Annotated in this window: 17 protein-coding genes; 10 read left to right on the plus strand and 7 right to left on the minus strand. The window is 44.5% G+C overall.

Going from position 1 to position 17,797, the window contains the following annotated elements:
* Positions 1-87 precede the first annotated feature (87 nt).
* Both gshA and FTU87_RS03255 read left to right on the plus strand, forming a co-directional pair.
* Positions 88-1,665: a glutamate--cysteine ligase gene (gshA, locus tag FTU87_RS03250; RefSeq protein ID WP_180001031.1), complete on the plus strand. Its 1,578-nt coding sequence runs from the start codon at positions 88-90 to the stop codon at positions 1,663-1,665.
* An 18-nt stretch (positions 1,666-1,683) separates the two neighbouring features.
* Entirely contained in the window at positions 1,684-2,211 is a 528-nt protein-coding gene (locus FTU87_RS03255) for a disulfide bond formation protein B (RefSeq protein WP_005094960.1), read from the plus strand.
* Positions 2,212-2,262: 51 nt separating this feature from the next.
* Here the strand turns inward: FTU87_RS03255 and FTU87_RS03260 are convergent, their stop codons facing one another.
* Positions 2,263-3,594: a hypothetical protein gene (locus tag FTU87_RS03260; protein ID WP_005173301.1), complete on the minus strand. Its 1,332-nt coding sequence runs from the start codon at positions 3,592-3,594 to the stop codon at positions 2,263-2,265.
* 246 nt (positions 3,595-3,840) lie between these two features.
* On the opposite strand from FTU87_RS03260, the gene FTU87_RS03265 reads away from it, so the two are divergent.
* Entirely contained in the window at positions 3,841-4,434 is a 594-nt protein-coding gene (locus tag FTU87_RS03265; RefSeq protein ID WP_180001029.1) for a YqiA/YcfP family alpha/beta fold hydrolase, read from the plus strand.
* A gap of 1 nt (position 4,435) precedes the next feature.
* A complete protein-coding gene (parE, locus tag FTU87_RS03270; RefSeq protein ID WP_100534542.1) occupies positions 4,436-6,316 on the plus strand; it encodes a DNA topoisomerase IV subunit B in 1,881 nt (626 codons plus the stop codon).
* A gap of 108 nt (positions 6,317-6,424) precedes the next feature.
* On the opposite strand, the gene FTU87_RS03275 is transcribed toward parE, so the two are convergent.
* From FTU87_RS03275 to FTU87_RS03285, 3 genes are all read right to left on the minus strand, one after another.
* Positions 6,425-7,153 carry a hypothetical protein gene (locus tag FTU87_RS03275; protein WP_100356993.1) on the minus strand — a complete coding sequence of 243 codons (729 nt, stop codon included), beginning with the start codon at positions 7,151-7,153 and terminating at the stop codon, positions 6,425-6,427.
* Positions 7,154-7,269: 116 nt separating this feature from the next.
* Complete coding sequence (locus tag FTU87_RS03280) at positions 7,270-7,797, minus strand: GNAT family N-acetyltransferase (protein ID WP_180001028.1); 528 nt, start codon at positions 7,795-7,797, stop codon at positions 7,270-7,272.
* An 81-nt stretch (positions 7,798-7,878) separates the two neighbouring features.
* The gene (locus FTU87_RS03285) at positions 7,879-8,622 is read right to left on the minus strand and encodes an outer membrane protein OmpK (RefSeq protein ID WP_180001027.1); all 744 of its coding nucleotides are present in this window, start codon (positions 8,620-8,622) and stop codon (positions 7,879-7,881) included.
* A 1,001-nt stretch (positions 8,623-9,623) separates the two neighbouring features.
* Here FTU87_RS03285 and FTU87_RS03290 point away from each other — a divergent pair.
* From FTU87_RS03290 to dsbD, 4 genes are all read left to right on the plus strand, one after another.
* Positions 9,624-9,992, plus strand: a complete 369-nt coding sequence (locus tag FTU87_RS03290) for an HPF/RaiA family ribosome-associated protein (protein WP_005094974.1) — start codon at positions 9,624-9,626, stop codon at positions 9,990-9,992.
* A 128-nt stretch (positions 9,993-10,120) separates the two neighbouring features.
* Positions 10,121-10,663: a hypothetical protein gene (locus FTU87_RS03295; protein WP_005094976.1), complete on the plus strand. Its 543-nt coding sequence runs from the start codon at positions 10,121-10,123 to the stop codon at positions 10,661-10,663.
* 21 nt (positions 10,664-10,684) lie between these two features.
* A complete protein-coding gene (locus tag FTU87_RS03300; protein WP_180001026.1) occupies positions 10,685-11,440 on the plus strand; it encodes a transporter in 756 nt (251 codons plus the stop codon).
* A 19-nt stretch (positions 11,441-11,459) separates the two neighbouring features.
* Positions 11,460-13,301 (plus strand): protein-disulfide reductase DsbD, encoded by a 1,842-nt coding sequence (dsbD, locus tag FTU87_RS03305; protein ID WP_100329564.1) that lies wholly within the window; start codon positions 11,460-11,462, stop codon positions 13,299-13,301.
* Positions 13,302-13,332: 31 nt separating this feature from the next.
* Here the strand turns inward: dsbD and FTU87_RS03310 are convergent, their stop codons facing one another.
* The gene (locus tag FTU87_RS03310; protein WP_180001025.1) at positions 13,333-14,529 is read right to left on the minus strand and encodes a GGDEF domain-containing protein; all 1,197 of its coding nucleotides are present in this window, start codon (positions 14,527-14,529) and stop codon (positions 13,333-13,335) included.
* Positions 14,530-14,791: 262 nt separating this feature from the next.
* Between FTU87_RS03310 and FTU87_RS03315 the strand changes: the two genes are divergently transcribed.
* Entirely contained in the window at positions 14,792-15,361 is a 570-nt protein-coding gene (locus FTU87_RS03315; RefSeq protein ID WP_005094985.1) for an FMN-dependent NADH-azoreductase, read from the plus strand.
* 62 nt (positions 15,362-15,423) lie between these two features.
* On the opposite strand, the gene FTU87_RS03320 is transcribed toward FTU87_RS03315, so the two are convergent.
* The gene (locus tag FTU87_RS03320) at positions 15,424-16,335 is read right to left on the minus strand and encodes an alpha/beta hydrolase (protein WP_180001024.1); all 912 of its coding nucleotides are present in this window, start codon (positions 16,333-16,335) and stop codon (positions 15,424-15,426) included.
* Positions 16,336-16,491: 156 nt separating this feature from the next.
* Between FTU87_RS03320 and FTU87_RS03325 the strand changes: the two genes are divergently transcribed.
* Complete coding sequence (locus tag FTU87_RS03325) at positions 16,492-16,929, plus strand: DUF2147 domain-containing protein (protein ID WP_005173279.1); 438 nt, start codon at positions 16,492-16,494, stop codon at positions 16,927-16,929.
* A gap of 70 nt (positions 16,930-16,999) precedes the next feature.
* Here FTU87_RS03325 and FTU87_RS03330 read toward each other — a convergent pair whose 3' ends face one another.
* A complete protein-coding gene (locus FTU87_RS03330; RefSeq protein WP_034609159.1) occupies positions 17,000-17,350 on the minus strand; it encodes a Spx/MgsR family RNA polymerase-binding regulatory protein in 351 nt (116 codons plus the stop codon).
* Positions 17,351-17,797 lie beyond the last annotated feature (447 nt).

Consider the following 17,797-nt stretch of genomic DNA (forward strand, 5'->3'; position numbering starts at 1 on the left):
CCTATCATGTGCCGGCCAGAAATCACGTTATACTGATTAAACTGATGATTTTAATTTAATAGTTTAGCCCCTTTAAGCGAGATTGTAATGAGTCAACCTGAACCGACTTCCCCAAATGTGTTACCGACCTGGGTAGAGTCGTCACTCATCAAAGGCATGCTGCGTGGTATTGAGCGTGAAAGCTTACGTATGCAGAGTGATGGTTTCCTGTCACAGGCAGGGCATCCGCGTGCCTTGGGTTCAGCCTTGACTCATCCACATATCACCACAGACTATTCTGAAGCCTTAATGGAGTTCATTACGCCGCCGCAGGACACGATCAAAAAAGCCTTGGACTATCTCACTGATATTCACGCGATTGTGCATCGTCATCTGGAAAATGAGGAAAAACTCTGGCCGATGTCGATGCCCTGCATGCTGGATAGCCGCGATGAAAGTATTCCGTTGGCGCAGTATGGCAGCTCGAATATCGGCTTATTTAAAACCTTGTATCGTCATGGCTTGGGGGTGCGTTATGGTCGCCGTATGCAGACGATTTCAGGGGTGCATTATAACCTGTCTTTCCCGGATCATCTGTTCGAAGCCTTACAGCAGCAGGAGCAGGATGAAGCACTCAAGGACTTAAGCCTGCAGGATTATCGCAGTCACCGCTATATGGGGCTGATCCGTAACTTTATTCGTCTGACCCCACTGGTGATGTTCCTGGTCGGTGCCAGTCCGGCAGTCTGCCAGTGCTTTATGACCGGTCGTGATCATCATCTATTGCCCTTGGTAAAAGGCACCCTGTATACCCCTTATGCGACAGCATTGCGTATGGGACGATTTGGCTACCAGAACTCAGCCCAGAAACAGCTCGGCATTCACTATAATAACTTGCAAGACTATCTAGAAGGACTGCAAAAAGCAGTCAAAACGCCGTATAAACCCTTTAGTCGTCTTGGACTGAATGCAGCAGATGGCCAGCCGACTCAGATCAATGATCATGTGCTGCAAATCGAAAATGAATATTATAGTCTGGTACGTCCGAAGCAGGTGCCACAAGAGGGTGAAACCCCATCTCAAGCCCTGGAAAATCGCGGGATTGCCTATGTCGAGCTGCGGGCAGTCGATGTCAATCCATATAGCCCGATTGGCATCAATGAAGACACCGCCGGCTTCCTGGAAGTGGTGGCCTTGTATTGTTTATTGCAGGACAGTCCAGCACTTTTCGGTGAGGAGCAGGAGATCATTGAGCAGAATCAGACCGAAGTGGTAAATCGTGGCCGTGCGCCGAATGCTGCAATTCTGGCAGATGGTCAATGCTATCCGATTGAAGACTGGTGTGCCATACATCTGCAACGCATGCAGCCTCTGGCCGAGCTGCTCAATCAGACCTATGCAACCGACCTGTATAGCAATGCCATGAAGATGATGCAGATCCGGGTCGATGAAGTTGATGCAACTTTATCTGCCCTGGTGGTGGGCGATACACGCACTCAAGGCAGTATGTGGCACTTTGGCCAGCATCTGGCTCAGCAACATAGCAGTGTTTATGAAGCACACCAGCTTAGCCCGGAAACACTGGCTTATTTTGAAGAAATGTCACAAAAGTCATTGCAGCAACAACAGCAACTCGAGCAAGATAGCAGCGTCAGTTTTGCTGATTATTTAGCTCAATATCGATAAAAAGTAAGAGGATTCACCATGCAATGGGGTTATCGCTTCGTGAGTGGTATGTTATTTTTGGCTGCTGTCATTGGAATGGCATTTGCTTTATATCTTGAGCATGTACAGGGCCTGGCGCCTTGTCCACTCTGTGTGTTTCAGCGTGTGGGATTAATTGGACTGGGGATCATCTCACTCATCGCATGTCTGCATAACCCTAAATCCAATATCATGAAGCGGCTCTATGCCTTGCTAGGTTCGCTGAGTATTTTATGGTCTGTGGGCGTTGCTGCCCGGCATGTCTGGTTACAGAATCTGCCACCGGATCAGGTGCCGAGCTGTGGTCCTGGCCTGGAATACTGGCTGGAAACCTTGCCAATGCAGTCGGTATTGCAACAGGTACTCAATGGTTCTGGCGAGTGTGCCACCATTGACTGGACTTTCTTGGGGCAATCTTTGCCGGTCTGGTCTCTGATCTTCTTTAGTATTTTATTGCTGGTCAGTCTATGGCAACTGCTGCGCAAATATAAAACTGCACCGGTTAAACGGCTCAGAGATAAATATTAATAAGTTCGCATTAACAAGCCCTCAATTGAGGGCTTGTTAATGCGCTGAAAGTTAAGTCAGGGCAATACCTTCCAGACTTTCCAGATCAATTGTATATTCACGAATTTGATCAAAGGCTTCATCTTCTACACTTGGATAGAACCAGCGTGCCACCTGTTCGGCGACCAGCGGATGATATTGAATCTCGAAATGGTTCAAGCCATAGAAAATAGCCTTGTGGGCATCCGGAACTTTGAGCTGGAAACGCGGATTGGGATGCTCGCCCAAAGCGCTTTTGATACTGACCAGATAGTCGCCAATCACGTGCAGGGTCTTGTTTTTGCGGTTTTCAAATTCGATCGTACCCGCAACCAGATAGGTGTCGATATGCGACGGGATCGGGGCAGGTTTACGGTTGTCATCCATAAAGCCGATCCGAAGCGCATTATGCTCCCAGTCATCATCACGGACGCTGCCATGGCGTAAATCCAGAATCCCATTACTGCGAATATTGACCAGATGACCAATCAGCCGGATCAGCGGGAAATGTCCAAGTTTGTCCTGCAAGCTAAACCCAAAACGTTCCAGTACAGCACCATGATGTGGTGAGCCGAGACAGACCAGATTCTCCACCATATTGATCCAGCCATACATATTCTGCTTGCCATAAAACAGCGCACTACGAGAGACTAGACCCCCCATGCTATGCCCGATCAGGTCAATACTGGTAATTCTCGGATTGCGAGCGACCAGATCCTGCAAGGTATTGGCCAGACTGCGGCCATTGGCTGAAATTCGCCGACCGGTATTGTAATTCAGATACAGCATGGTATTGCGGTCGCGCTGGGCCAGTAATTTTTCTCCAATCCCTTCATATTTGCGATTTGACCAGTCTAAATGGTTCATGCATAAGCCATGTACAAACAGGGTAATCCGTCCGCTCAGCTCACCATTTTGCAATGAGCCATAATGATCATAGATCACCATGGGCAAGGCCAAAGGGTTTTGATATTTCAGCAGATAATCCCCAATAATGCCATTTAAGGCACTGACCAGAAAATGCAAGGAAGGCGTCAGCGGCTTATTATGCAGTTTGGGAAAACGTTCAATAATCTGGCGTAGACCGGGTGCAATCAGGGTATTGCCATAATGAAACAGCATGTCATAGGACATTTGATAGAGCCGGGCAATCGACGGAATATTCTGAATTTTTTGTGAATTATTCTCACTTAAACCAAAAATACTCATTAAAATTTCACGCTGAATACTCTTGATCAGTTCCTGAATAACGTCGTTAAAGCGCGTCGTCACCAGCTGCGCCAGACCTTCCAGTACATCGGCCTGACTCGGTGGGGTTCGGTCCCAGCGACAATAGGTTTCATGTAACGGTGTCAAACTTGGCATCTGATGCTGTCCTTTCAATGAGCCGCATGATTTGTCATCTTTCTTTTTAAAGAACTTCGCGGTATAAATTCTTTTTCTTGTCGAGTTTCCAGATATTGAGGCCTTCATTCTAAAATAGCGAGAATTACAGAATACTTCTGGCTTTTTTGTCAGACAATTTAAGTAATTAACGGGTCTGATATTGTAGTGTACTTCACATTTTTTAAATTAAATTTTGATGATGAATGGGTTTTTTGTTGGTAGTTCATGAATATTATTTATTTGCATGGCTTTAAAAGTAATGCCTACTCGATCAAGGGGACATTGCTGCAACACTACTGTGCAAAATACCCCGGGGTTCAGGTGCATTTGCCTGATTTAAATATGTCGCCACTGGCTGCGATTCAGCAGCTTTCCGAGCAGATTCAGTCAATGCAAGATGTGGCGCTGGTGGGCAGCAGTCTTGGCGGATTCTATGCGACATATCTGGTCGCACAGCATGCTGTGCCTGCTGTACTGATTAATCCGGCAATGCGACCATGGCAACTGTTTCGTGAACTGTTTGACGAGCAACTGCCTTTGCAGGTGCATCCGAACTGGTGTCTGGATGATGCAGATCTGCTGCAACTGCAACAATTGGCCCTGCCAGTTGCACAAGATGCAGACAAAATGCTGGTTCTGCTGCAACAAGGCGATGAAGTTTTGGATTATCGTGAAGCACATCGTTATTATAGTGCTGCGCGTCCCCCTGCAATGCTGATGACCGAAGCAAATGGCAGTCACGGGATGGATGATTTTGCGGAGAAAATTCCGCTGCTCTTACAGTTTTTGTTGGACTGCATAAAAAAGGAAACCGAATAACGTGTCTCAATATACGGCTCAATCTCTTGAAGTTTTATCTGGTCTGGATCCGGTACGTCGTCGTCCGGGCATGTATACCGATACCTCTCGTCCGAACCATCTGGCGCAGGAAGTGATTGATAATGCTGTCGATGAGGCCTTGGCCGGACATGCCAACAAGATTACCGTCACGGTCTGTAAAGATGGTTCATTATCTGTCGAAGATAACGGTCGTGGTATGCCAGTCGATATTCATCCCGAATATGGTCAAAGTGGTATTGAAATCATCATGACCAAACTGCATGCCGGTGGTAAGTTCAGCACCGATAACTACCAGTTTTCCGGTGGTTTGCATGGCGTGGGGATTTCAGTCGTCAATGCGCTTTCGACCCGTGTAGAAGTTGAAGTTCAGCGTCAGGGCAACCTGTATAAAATGGCCTTTGAAAATGGTGAGCCGACGGCTCCACTTGAAGTGCTGGCAGGCAAGGCGCCTAAACGTGCCTCGGGAACTACGGTACATTTCTGGCCTGAAACCAAATACTTCGATTCACCCAAATTTGCCTTAAAAGCTTTAAAGCATAATCTCAAAGCCAAAGCGGTTTTGGCTGCGGGCTTACAGATCAATTATGTTGACCAGATCAATGACGAAAAGATCAGCTGGCAGTTTGAAAATGGTCTGGTCGACTATTTGATGGATGAGCTTGAGGATCGTGAAATCATTCCTGCACCGGCTTTTGTTGCAACAGGTGACGCTGAGCGTGCCAGTGCCGAGTTTGCGATTTGCTGGAATGTAGAAGGCGGCGATAGCATTCAGGAGTCCTATGTCAACCTGATTCCGACCGCGCAGGGCGGTACCCATGTCAATGGTTTACGTTCAGGCGTGACCGATGCCATGCGTGAATTCTGTGAGCTGCGTAATCTGTTACCGCGTAATATGAAACTCTCTGCGGAAGATGTCTGGGATGGTGTCAACTATATTCTGTCGCTGAAATTCCAGGAGCCGCAGTTCTCGGGACAAACCAAAGAGCGTCTGTCGAGTCGTGAAGCCTCAGGTACGGTGCAGAATATTGCCAAAGATGCATTTGCACTCTGGCTAAACCAGAATTCTGATATCGCGATGCAACTGGCTGAAATGGCCATTTCCAAAGCGGGTCGCCGTTTAAAAGCCGCGAAAAAAGTAGAACGTAAAAAAATTGTGGCCGGTCCAACCTTGCCGGGTAAATTATCCGACTGTGTTGGACATGATCTGGATCAGTCGGAACTGTTTATTGTGGAAGGCGATTCTGCGGGTGGTTCTGCCAAACAGGCGCGTGATAAAAACTTCCAGGCGATCATGCCCATTCGCGGTAAAATTCTAAACACTTGGGAAGTCTCTTCGGATGAAGTTTTGGCATCGCAAGAAGTACATAACATCGCGATTGCGATCGGTGTCGATCCGGGTTCAGATGACCTGTCCGAGCTACGTTATGGCAAAATCTGTATTCTGGCCGATGCCGATTCCGACGGTCTGCATATTGCAACTTTGCTCTGTGCCCTGTTCGTCAAGCATTTCCCGACCTTGGTGGAAGAAGGGCATTTATTCGTTGCCATGCCGCCCTTGTATCGGATTGATGACAACAAAGACGTGCACTATGCCCTGGATGATGACGAGCTCAATGGTATTTTGAAAAAATGCAAAAGCAAAAATCCGCAAATTACCCGATTCAAAGGTCTGGGCGAGATGAATGCCAGCCAGTTACGTGAAACGACCTTAGATCCAAATACACGCCGTTTGGTGCAGCTGGATTTGGATGATAGTCATTTTACCGCAGGTTTACTGGACAAGTTACTTGCGAAAAAACGTGCCAGTGACCGTAAGGAATGGTTAGAGCAAAAAGGCAATCTGGCAGATATTATCGTGTAATAGCTCTCTTTTTTAGATCAAGAGCCCGCAACTGCGGGCTTTTTGCTGGCTTGAATCTAAGCCCTATTTTTTCGATCTGAGCACTGACATTTTTATATCTGAAACCGATTAATTCTCTACTTTTAAGAAAACTCCTGCCGCTGAAACATTATGCCCAAAGCCACAACCTGAATCACCACTATTCTGCTTAAGCACTGCACGACTTCCGAGTTTGGCATCAAAGCCGAAAGAGATATCGATTTTGCAGTCTTCAGAGCGATATTGTGCCTGTGTTTTATTCAGTGGCATCGTGGTATTAAATCCACCTAGATTTGGTCCATAAATCAAACTGCGTAAGCCCATATAGAGACCTTCATATTCGATCGCATAATGTTGCTGCTGTTTGACAATTTTCAGCGTACTCCAGGCACCAAAACCGGCATGCTGTACATAAGTACCTGCAAGTTGAGTGTCCTTTTTAGGCGGAGGAAGCTGTTTTAAATTAAACTGACTACTTTTAGCATCGGGGTAAACGGAGAACCAGGCACGTGCCCATTGAGGCTTGCCAAGTTTGCTATAGCTTAAACCCACATTATTAAATGCTGTTGTAATGGCTTGTTCAGAGAAAGAGGTTTTAGCTTCATCCCGGTTCATTTCACAAAAAGATGACCAGGCAGCTTGTTGCTTAAATTGTGCTATGGCCTGTTGATAGTGTTTTTGATCATAGAATTTTTTGCCATTATTGGCGTAGCTCTTCACTTTGCTGCAGCTTGTACGAAGTTCTTTTTCAAAATCTGAATCGGCAAAAGTTAGTGTACTTAAAGTTAAAATACCAATACAACATAGAGATTTATACATTGTTTTACTCTGGACGGCTTTGATCTGAATAAAACATAGCCAGCTTTGGAAGTAAATAGAGTGTCTGTTTCGATACCAGTTTAAAAAAAGAGAAGCCGGTCTAAATAACAGGAGATTTAAAGAGCCGTTACTTCAGCCTGCTCCAAATTCAGTTGTAATAGCACCAGATCGCGCCATTGACCAAACTTTTGTCCAACTTGCTGCATATAAGCACTTTGCACAAAGCCCAGTTTTTCATGCAGGCGAATCGACGAGATATTTTCTGAATCAATCGCTGCGACCATGATATGCAATTGCTGTGCTTGAGCCTCTTCAATTAAATGCTTTAATAAGCTAGAACCCAGACCTTGTCCTGCATAATCCGGATTTAGAAAAACTGAATGTTCTACCGTGTGTTGAAAGCCTTGAATACTACGAAACTGGTCATAGCAGGCATAGCCAACAACACGCTGATCTCGTCTATCTTCAACCACAAAAACCGGGAAATTTTGATTCTTCAACTGCTTAAACCAGATTTTAAAATAGTTCAAATCAAAGGCTGTTCTGTTCCAGGTCGCAGTGCCATGTAGCACTTCTTGATTATAAATCTCGAGGATGGTTTCAAGATCATGTTCGGTCGCAGGTCGAATGTCAAAATCAGGCATATTCTTGTTCTGGTAAGGTTGATCTGAAATCACAGTTTAAAAAAAAGCAGAACCGGAGTTCTGCTTTTGATCATACATCAATTAGAAATGGTATTTAACCAATGCACTAACATCATTTTGATCTAAGCCTTTAATGGCATATTTATTGTTCCAAACTGAATGTTCAATACCCACATACAATTTTGTTTCTGGAGAAATGTGTTTGCCTACATTCCATTTGTACTGAGATGTCCAGTTTAACTCACTTGCGTGACCATTCTTTTCAGCTGTTGACCAGTCTAAGAATGCATCAGCCAAGAACTCTTCACCGCCAATTTTAAATGGGACTGCGTAAGTGATCGTCATTTGATAATCATCTTCACTGCCATCATTGTCGGCTTTATAGAAGTTGATGGTTGCATAGTTGGTATAAGGGATCGCTAAATTAAAACCAACACCATATAGGTAGTTGTTAAAATCACTACCCTTGGCACTGTTGCCTTCCCAAGTCGTTGCAATCAATATGTCTGTGATAGGGCCTAGTTCAAGTTTCTGGCCAGTTACCGCGCCAAGGCTTAAACGTGGTGCAACTTCAAAATAGGTTTCGTTACCATTTGGATCATTGTTGGTACGATCCGCAAAGGCAAAGAAATCGCCATATTTAAAACCAGCGGCATATTCAGCAGTAACTGTGCTTTGCTCAATTTTTTCATCTTGAGTTGAAGGTACTTTATAGTTTTCACCATAAAGGCCGGTCAGGCTAAAGTCTTGCCAGATTGGTTTTGCCTGGGTAAATGTTGCAGTGGTAGCCAATGCACAAAGTGCCGCGAGTTGTGTCAATTTCATTTAAATCTCTCCCCCAAGAAAGCAGAGTAAGCATACAGATTAATGCGTAAAAATAAAGTTAAAATTGATCGCTGACCTAAATATATTTCAGTCCTCATGAGTTGAATGCAGACGATCATCTTCCTCAGTTTTCATTGTTTTTCGCTGATGTTTTTCTAAAGCATTATTTTTTAAATAAAGTTGAATATGTAGCGCCTTAAAAGACTGAATGTATAACTAAAAATATAAAATCACTTCAATTCAGGATGATTAACTTAAAAAACAAGTATAGAAGGAATGTACAGATTATTTGGCAATTAATTTTAGGCTGAGGCTGAACAGCTTTGTTCAGTTTGTGTAATGAGATTAGTTTTAAAATCTCAAATGACCGTCGTTTTATAAGCCTGTTCTCAGCCCCTTCAAGTAAGATTGAACGGTCTTATATTTCAATTGAAAATCATTTTTGCAGGTTGTTATTTTAGAATGACGAAGGGGTATTTTTCCTGATTCTGCAAAAGTAACTAAATAAGGATAAAGCATATGATCTATTCAGGACTGTAAGGCTTACTAGATGCAGATCTTATAAGAAAAATTATTAGATAAAAGTGAGCTAATTTCGATAAAAAATACTTTTAATTCCTCTTTTTTAGGTTTTCTGGTCGAGTGTTATTTAAGCGATTTATCGGTCTGGCTAAAAAATTATTTCGAATTAAATCGTGTGAAAGGTTTTGAAATTACCAGTTGAAAAATCCTGCATTTTTGAGCTGAGTAAGCAGTTGTCACAATGGATTATTCTTTTGCTAAAAAACCAAAATATCACTTGCATATTTCCCAGATACAGCCGATATTCAAGATATAAGGACACGATTCTGCAGACTCAAAAATGTGTTCATCATTCAAAGTGGAGGGTGTAATTCCAATCATTTGAAGAAGTGAAATGCGATGCGAAACAGCAAGCTACAAACGTGCCAAGATAAAAATTTTTGCACTCAAAAAGTTACAAAGATTGAGGATGGTAATTTATGAATATTGAACTTCGTACAGATAAACACATTCAGAATAGCGAGCGTTTAATTGATTATGTACGTGAAGAATTAAATCAAGAATTCCAGCGCCATAGTGAGCGTATTACTCATTTTTCAGTCCATCTCAGTGATGAAAATGGCGCCAAAGGCGGTGATGATGATATTCGCTGCATGATAGAAGCGCGTCCTGCAGGGTTAAAACCCGTGGTCGTCAATCATCGCGCTCACAATGTGGATACTGCCATTCGTGGTGCGATTGACCGGCTAAAACGCAGTCTGGAACATGTGATTGAGAAAAAAGACAATGTTCGTCCTGGTGCCTTAGCACTGGCAGATACAGATACTGCAGCAGAGATTGACGAGTAATGCTGACCGATTTTAAAAAGCCCTGCGGGGCTTTTTTTGTATGAAATAAAAATATAATAGTGAGAAGCGCAACAAAGCCGCACGTTATTCGGCATAATAGTCGAAAACGAATGAAAGTGAGCTCCATCATGTTAACTGCGCAACAACAGCTTTTTGTGCAAGCACTCGAAGAATTAAATCTGGATCAGGTAAAGCAGCTTTTGGCAGATGGACTCAATCCAAATTTTATTGATCATGACAAAGGCCCGGTAATTTCGGTCTGGTCAGATGGTTTATTTAAATGGTGGGAAGAGGTATGCGAGTTATATGAAGCCGGCACCCCACTTTCAGCTGAAGAAAAACAGGCAAGATTGGCTGTACATTTACAAATTCTGGAAGAATTGATCCAGGCCAAAGTGAATTTGCATCTCTGGGATGCAGAAGAAATTTATGGCCCATTATGGGATGCTGCAAGTGCCGCATGTGCACCTGCCGTGCAGCGTTTACTCGATGAAAAAGTTGATCCAAATAGCAAAGATGAAGATGGCATGACCATTTTATCTTCGATTAGTGACCTGTTCTTCGATTGTGATTTTGATGAAATTAACTGGTCAGAAGCCTTGGATGAAGAAAAACAGACGCTAGAACTCCTGCGTAGTCATGGCGCAAAAATGAGCAAAGAACTGGGTTAAATTTTAATAAAGAGCACCAAGATGACAATATTAAAAACTTTGGGTTTAATTGCACTGACTGGTTGCAGTGCATCACTTTTCGCAGCAGATTTTGAATTTGATCGACCAGGTGAAGGTCTCAGTACTGGAATTACTCCAGTCGGAAATGTCGCTTGGGAGCAAGGCTTGCCTACAGCGCGTTATAGCAAGTCAGGCGATCAGACCGCGACCACACTCAGTGCAGATATGTTGTTACGTACCGGACTTAGTGATGGTCTGGAGTTGCGTCTGGGCTGGGAAGGCCCTGTCTGGTCACAAGTCAAATCCAATGGTCAGACGAATGAAAATGATGGTCTGGGCGATGTCAGTATTGGTCTGAAAAAAGCCATTGATCTGGATGATGACAAACTGAGTCTGGCCTTGCTGGCCGAAGCAGTTATTGCGACAGGCAATGCCGGTTTCAGTAATGAAGAAGATATTTACAGCCTGGGTTCTGTCGTATCGTACCAATATAATGACTTGGTCAGTACCGCATTGACTATGCGTTATGAATGGCAGGACAGCAATTGGGCCATAGCTGCGATTCCATCGATCGGCTACCAGATCACCGATCGCTGGTCAGGCTATTCGGAACTGATTTACCGTAAAGCTGAAAGCATCGACAATGAATACGCGCTTGGCACTGGGGTCATGTATGCCTTAAATGATCGTGTCCAATTAGATGCGAATGTCGGTGTGGATCTGGATGGTGCAGATCGAAGTTACTTCTCAGGCCTAGGTTTCTCTGTGCTGTTCTAAGTTATTCAACTCACAGATGATGAAATACTCGCAGTTCCCGACCTGGGGGAAAATGCTTGCCCCGGTTATTTTGGGAAGCACCTTGTTCAGCAGTCCTGCTCAGGCGGAAACTGCATTGTTGTCTGCCGATCAGGCTTTTCCTGTGAGTGTGATCTCAACCAGTCAACAGCAGGCTGAACTGAGCTGGCAGATTCCGGACAACTATTATCTGTATCAGCATAAAATAGAAGTGCGGCAGGGCAATCAGCCTGTATTGCTTGAATTACCGCCTGCTAAAGATCTGTATGATGACAACTATGGGCATACCCAGGTGTATTATCAGCAGTTAAAGTTTCAGATTCCGACGCAGGCCAACCAGTCCTATCAGGTGAGCTGGCAGGGCTGTGCCAAAGACCGAATCTGTTATCCGCCGCAAAGTATTCAGTTCAAGACAGATCTGTCAGGTCTGGTGCAATTTGAAGCTGCCGGCCCAGGAAGCAAGCGCTTACTTGATCTAAACGGGTCATCACTACAACACAATACCCTGTTTAATACAGCGGCTTCCTCAGAATCTACAGCGGATGCATTTTCTGCAACCTCTAGCGGGCAACCCGCAGTCGGTGCGGCACAAGACCAAAAATGGTCAGCTCAATTGCTTGAACGCTCTTTGGGTTATGGACTGTTACTGTTCTTTGGCTTAGGAATCTTGCTGGCTTTTACCCCATGTTCCTTGCCGATGCTGCCGATCCTGACCTCGCTGATTGTACGGGACAGCAAAGGTGTCAAAGCCTGGATGATCGCCCTGACTTTTGTCAGCAGTATGGCCGCGGTCTATGCGGTGCTGGGTTTAATTGCGTCTTCGGCCGGCCTGAATTTCCAGCGTTGGTTGCAGCAACCCGGTACCCTGATTGCGTTTAGTGTGTTGTTTGTCCTGTTTGCCCTGAATCTGTTTGGACTGTTTGAAATCAAACTGCCACAACGTCTGGTTCAGCGTCTGGATCGGGCTCAGGCCATGCAGCAGGGTGGTAGTTTGGTCAGTGCTGGAGTCATGGGCATGATCTCGGCGCTGCTGGTCGGGCCATGCATGACCGCACCGTTGGCGGGTGCACTCTTGTTTATTTCCCAGACCCAAAGCCAGTGGCAAGGTGCCTTGCTGCTATTTACCCTCGGTTTTGGCATGGGCACACCTTTACTGTTGGCCAGTATTTTGGGTGCACGGGTACTACCTAAAGCCGGGCACTGGATGAATCAGATCAAAGTGCTCTTTGCCTTTATCATGCTGGCGCTGGCACTGTATTTTATTCGCCCACTGATTTCAGAAGCGACTTTACAGTGGTTATCCTTAGGCTTGGGCATGGTCTTTGTGACCTATGTACTGTTCCGGATTTTCTGGCATCGTACCAGTCTGAGGTGGTTGTATATCCTGTGTCTGGTGATAGCGCTGCCTTATATCAGCTATAGTCAATATCAGCATAGTCAGCGGTTTTTTGTTGAGCAGTCCAGTACAGAAGCCCAGTGGCATGTGGCACGCAGCGCAGCAGAATTTCAGCAGATTTTGAATATAGCACCGCAAGGGCAAAAGATCGTGATTGATGTCTATGCCGACTGGTGTGTCGCTTGTCAGCCGATTGAACATCGTATTTTAAAATCTGCACAGGTACAGCAGGCTCTGGCACCTTATTTCCTGATCAAGCTGGATTTAAGCCAATACAATGCCTCGCATCAAATGCTGTTAAATCAATGGGAAATTCTGGGACCACCAACCTATTTATTTCTGAATGAGCAGCAACAGGAAATTCGCGGTTTACGTTTGACCGGTGCTTTTAGCGAAGCAGAATTGCTGGCCCAGCTGCAACGTCTGGCTCAAAGCTCAACTCCATAATCTTCATAATCATCGAAAAAGCTGAACCCGTTTAAGAAACCTGCATCTGTGCAGTCACCGGTTCAGCATAGGCTTTGACCCGATTACGTCCACCGGCTTTGGCCTGATAAAGCGCCTGATCGGCCTGACTGAGTAGCTGTTGTGGGCGTAACTCGGCTTTGGAAATAGCAATTCCGAAACTGGCAGTCACCGGAATCGGCTCACCTTCATCACTCATCATCTGTAATTGCTGAATCGCGCTGCGGCAGCGTTCTGCTACTTGTTTGGCTTTTTCCAGACTGGTATTTTTCAGCACCAAAATGAACTCTTCACCGCCAAAGCGGCCCACTACATCACTTTCGCGTAACTGTTGGCTTAATACAGCACTGACTTCAACCAAGGTTTCATCGCCCTTATGATGACCATACAGATCATTAATTTTCTTAAAGTGATCCAGATCTAAGAGAACCAGGGCGTAATGGGGTACAGCCGTAGCATTGAGCTGATCCAGACATTGATTGATACTGCGCCGGTTAAACAGGTTGGTGAGCGGATCGATCTGGCTCAGCTGTTTGATCAGCTGCTCGCGATGCCGCCACTGACTGAGCAGAATCTCGAATAACACCATGCAGACGGCCAGAATTGGCAAAATGAAATACAGCATCGATAACAGCCAGAAACCATTATAGAAAAGCTCGCCATCGAGATTAAATAGCGGTGAATAAGGCAATTGATGGCTGAAACTTAAATAGGCACATCCGCCTAGGAAAATGGATGCTGGAATCAGCATGCTATAGACCAGTGTGCGATGGAACAGCACCAGTCCCACCATAATTAAACAGACATAGGAGGTCGTGGCCACAGGGCTGATCACCCCCACGACATAGGCATCACGGCACAGCGAAATCACAAAAGTACCCACTGCCATGTAGGGCAGATAACGTTCCACCAGAGGATTGCTCTGAAATTTATAACAGGGATAAATCAGTGCCAATAAAATCGCTAAAAAGCTGCTGTTCAGGATAACTTGGGTATGAACCCGTTCTAACTGAACATATTGCCAATACTCTGGATTGAATAAAACAAAGATATCCCAACCGAGCCAGGTCAGATGTACGCCGCAGCCCAAAGCCAGCATCAGGATGCACTTTTTGAGAATACTCCAGTTCATCACGACTTCATCTTCGACCAGATATTTCGTGATTCTGTGTTTGATTATTTTTTGTAATACAGGCGATATTCGCTTCATGTTGTCGGTCTGACTTAAATTATTATGGCAACTTTTTAAGATTTATTGACTATTTATAGCTTTATTTACATAAGATAACATAAGTTTTAACGCTTGATAAACCACAATATTTAAGGCGTCTGCAAAATAGGAATTTCTAATATTAAAGCTGGTTTTGTTCTAAATTCAGAATGATGTGTTTTATCTGTGCTAATTATTTCATGCAACCTAAGCCTTAAAATGGCTGCATTAGTTAGATAGCCCCATAGATGAGAGCGAAGCCATGAAAGTTTTACAGATTGATTCCAGTATTTTAGGCGATGCCTCTATTTCGCGTCAGCTGACTCAGGCGTTGGTGAGTCAGTTACAACAAAAACATGCTCAGGCCATCGAGCTTGAATATCTCGATCTTGCTGCACAGCCGATTCCACATCTCACGGCTGAAATTTTAATGGGTCAGAATGCAGAACAGACTGCATTAGGCGAAGACATCCTGCAGCAGTATTTACAGGCAGATATCGTGGTGATTGGCGCGGCCATGTATAACTTCGGTTTGCCATCGACCTTAAAAGCCTGGATTGACCGGATCTGTGTGGCGGGACGTACGTTTAAATATACCGAACAGGGCCCTGTCGGTCTGGCTGGCAATAAAAAAGTATATATTGCCAGCAGCCGTGGCGGAGTTTATGGGGAGCAAAGTCCTGCCGATTTTCAGGAAGCTTTTTTGAAAACCGTGTTTAACTTTACCGGCGTAACCGATATTGAAGTGATTCGTGCGGAAGGCGTGAACATGGGCGAAACGATCAAGGCACAAGCCTTAGAGACGGCATTGCAGCAGGTTCAAGCCATCTAAATATCCAAAAACAACTCAAAAGGTCAGCCTATGCTGGCCTTTTTTATATGGGTAAACAGTGATTAATCTCGATCCAGACGGTGCGCGAAGGCTGCCAGATCGCTCAGCGCCTGTTGGGCTTCCTCAAACCAGGCACTGAACATCTGAAAGTTATGCCACATGCCGGTATACAGTTTAAATTCCACATCGACACCCGCCTGTTCGGCTTTTTCCTTAAAACGACTGGCATCATCCAGTAGAATTTCCTTGGAACCGACCTGAATATGAGTTGGGGGCAAGCCGCTTAAATCGGCGAAAAAGGGCGAAACTTCCGGATCACCCCGATCGATGGCACGCGGGACATAATATTCAATGCCAGTTTCAACTGTTTCCGGAGACAGCAGGGCATCATGTTTCTGGTTATAGCGCAACGATTCACTGGTCAGGGTCAAATCCAGCAAAGGAGACAACAGAATCAAACCACTCACTTGTGGGAGGTTTTCTTTTTGTAATTTGAGCGCCAAGGCCAGCGCCAGATTGGCCCCACAAGAATCACCGGACAGGATGATATCTTTGGCCTGAACGCCTTGATCGAGCAATAAGTTATACACATCAAACAAGGCTTCCAAGGCCTCTGGATAGGCAGATTCCGGTGACAGCGGATAATCTACATGCAGTACCTGCATCTGGGTTCGAGCCGCAATTTGAGTCATAAAGGCACGATGGGTATTTAAAGAGCCTAAATAAAATGCCCCGCCATGAATATGAAAAATCAGCTGAGTCGACTCTTGCTGCGGCTTAATTTCCTCTGCGCGCAGACCCGCCAAACGTAGCGAACGAATCTGTACGGTTTTGTCTTGTGGAAAGAGTTTGCACATCTGCTCCAGTGCAATGCGCATTGAACTCGGTGGAAGATTGAATCTGCTCGGGGCACGAATGACTGTCTTTAAGATGCTTTCTGTAATTAATTGTTTTGTTAACGGGCTTATCTTCATTTTCCTTCCATCTTTTTGTGCTTTTATTGATCATGTAGATTATTTACCAACCATATTTACAAGGTTACACTAAATAGTCACAGCTAAAAATTGAAAAATTGTTGTGACTTTTTAATACTACAGAGGTCTATTTTCAGACTAAGGAAATGAAGAAAAATGAAAAAAATAGCGCTTATGTTAGGACTACTAGGCTTATCTGTACTGGCAAATGCCGCAGATCCTTTAAATGGCACGGTTTGGAAAACCATTGATGATAAAACCAAGCAGCCTAAGGCCATGGTTAAATTTACTGAACAAAAGAACGGTACGTTGTCAGCAAGTATTCAATCTGTGTTAACACCAGGTGAAGAAAATGCCTGTACCAAGTGTGAAGGTCCGTACAAGAACAAGTCACTCAAAGGCTTGACCATTGTGAAAGGTCTTAAGAATTCAGGTGGTACCAGCTATGACAGTGGTTCAATTCTGGATCCGCAATCTGGTAAAACTTACAAACTGAAAGGCCAACTGGCAGATGGTGGCAAGAAACTTGAGCTTCGTGGCTTTATTGGTGTGGCAGCATTAGGCCGTAACCAGACTTGGGTTCGTGCAAACTAATCCAGTTCGATAGAAAGATAAAAGCCTGACTGCTGTCAGGCTTTTTTGTATGAATTATTTAGGATAATAATTAATTACTTAGGGTGCGATAAGCCGCGTCATCAAAACCGGCAATAAAACCTGTGGGCGTGGCCAAGATCGGACGTTTAATTAAACTGGTATGAGTGCTTAATGCGGCAATTAAAGCATCTTCACTGGACAGCGCCGTTTGCTGCTGTTCTTCAGTCAGTTTGCGCCATGTGGTTCCTTTTTTATTTAATACCACATCCTGACCCAGCGCATTCAGCCAGACTTTAATGGTATCAGCATCGATGCCCTGTTTCTTATAGTCATGAAATTCATAGCTCAACCCCAGCTCAGTCAGTAGGTCAAAAGCTTTTTTCATCGAATTGCAGTTTTTAATCCCGTAAATTTTTAACATATTCGCCATCTAACACATCTTAAATCATGGCCTAGCTTAACCAAATTCGCAGCAGTCGACCATGCAAAATAGAATGATTAGAAAACAATTTAAAATAGGGAGGCAGAATCGTCATCAAAATGACATCAATGCGCTTTAAAATGACCAGCAAGAAAAACAACAATAAAAAAAATAATAATTTTAGGCAGTGGAAATAGAAAACCCGCATTTAATCATCCTGATCATGCGGGTCTCAATTCAACGTCCATTGTCACATCCATGAAAAACAAGCTAAATGTTCTAGTTTGTTTTATTTTCTTCCTACGGCGTCCTGTCCTTATATTGTCATCCTGACATGTCCCTGTGCCGTGAGGCTATAATGCTCTGTTATGACATCGAGATAAACCCAAAAAATACGTCATGTCATGTAAGCAATAAGCCTTAATTGAGTGAACAGGTGTGCACTCA

It is taken from the genome of Acinetobacter sp. YH12156 (genome assembly GCF_013418235.1).
GTDB lineage: Bacteria > Pseudomonadota > Gammaproteobacteria > Pseudomonadales > Moraxellaceae > Acinetobacter > Acinetobacter pseudolwoffii.

Coding starts and splice junctions, on each gene's coding strand:
- FTU87_RS03320 (WP_180001024.1), bottom strand. CDS start 16,335: ATGAAGATAAGCCCGTTAACAAAACAATTAATTACAGAAAGCATCTTA.
- FTU87_RS03290 (WP_005094974.1), top strand. CDS start 9,624: ATGAATATTGAACTTCGTACAGATAAACACATTCAGAATAGCGAGCGT.
- FTU87_RS03260 (WP_005173301.1), bottom strand. CDS start 3,594: ATGCCAAGTTTGACACCGTTACATGAAACCTATTGTCGCTGGGACCGA.
- dsbD (WP_100329564.1), top strand. CDS start 11,460: ATGAAATACTCGCAGTTCCCGACCTGGGGGAAAATGCTTGCCCCGGTT.
- FTU87_RS03325 (WP_005173279.1), top strand. CDS start 16,492: ATGAAAAAAATAGCGCTTATGTTAGGACTACTAGGCTTATCTGTACTG.
- FTU87_RS03285 (WP_180001027.1), bottom strand. CDS start 8,622: ATGAAATTGACACAACTCGCGGCACTTTGTGCATTGGCTACCACTGCA.
- FTU87_RS03310 (WP_180001025.1), bottom strand. CDS start 14,529: ATGAAGCGAATATCGCCTGTATTACAAAAAATAATCAAACACAGAATC.
- FTU87_RS03330 (WP_034609159.1), bottom strand. CDS start 17,350: ATGTTAAAAATTTACGGGATTAAAAACTGCAATTCGATGAAAAAAGCT.
- FTU87_RS03315 (WP_005094985.1), top strand. CDS start 14,792: ATGAAAGTTTTACAGATTGATTCCAGTATTTTAGGCGATGCCTCTATT.
- FTU87_RS03295 (WP_005094976.1), top strand. CDS start 10,121: ATGTTAACTGCGCAACAACAGCTTTTTGTGCAAGCACTCGAAGAATTA.
- gshA (WP_180001031.1), top strand. CDS start 88: ATGAGTCAACCTGAACCGACTTCCCCAAATGTGTTACCGACCTGGGTA.
- FTU87_RS03280 (WP_180001028.1), bottom strand. CDS start 7,797: ATGCCTGATTTTGACATTCGACCTGCGACCGAACATGATCTTGAAACC.
- FTU87_RS03275 (WP_100356993.1), bottom strand. CDS start 7,153: ATGTATAAATCTCTATGTTGTATTGGTATTTTAACTTTAAGTACACTA.
- FTU87_RS03255 (WP_005094960.1), top strand. CDS start 1,684: ATGCAATGGGGTTATCGCTTCGTGAGTGGTATGTTATTTTTGGCTGCT.
- FTU87_RS03265 (WP_180001029.1), top strand. CDS start 3,841: ATGAATATTATTTATTTGCATGGCTTTAAAAGTAATGCCTACTCGATC.
- FTU87_RS03300 (WP_180001026.1), top strand. CDS start 10,685: ATGACAATATTAAAAACTTTGGGTTTAATTGCACTGACTGGTTGCAGT.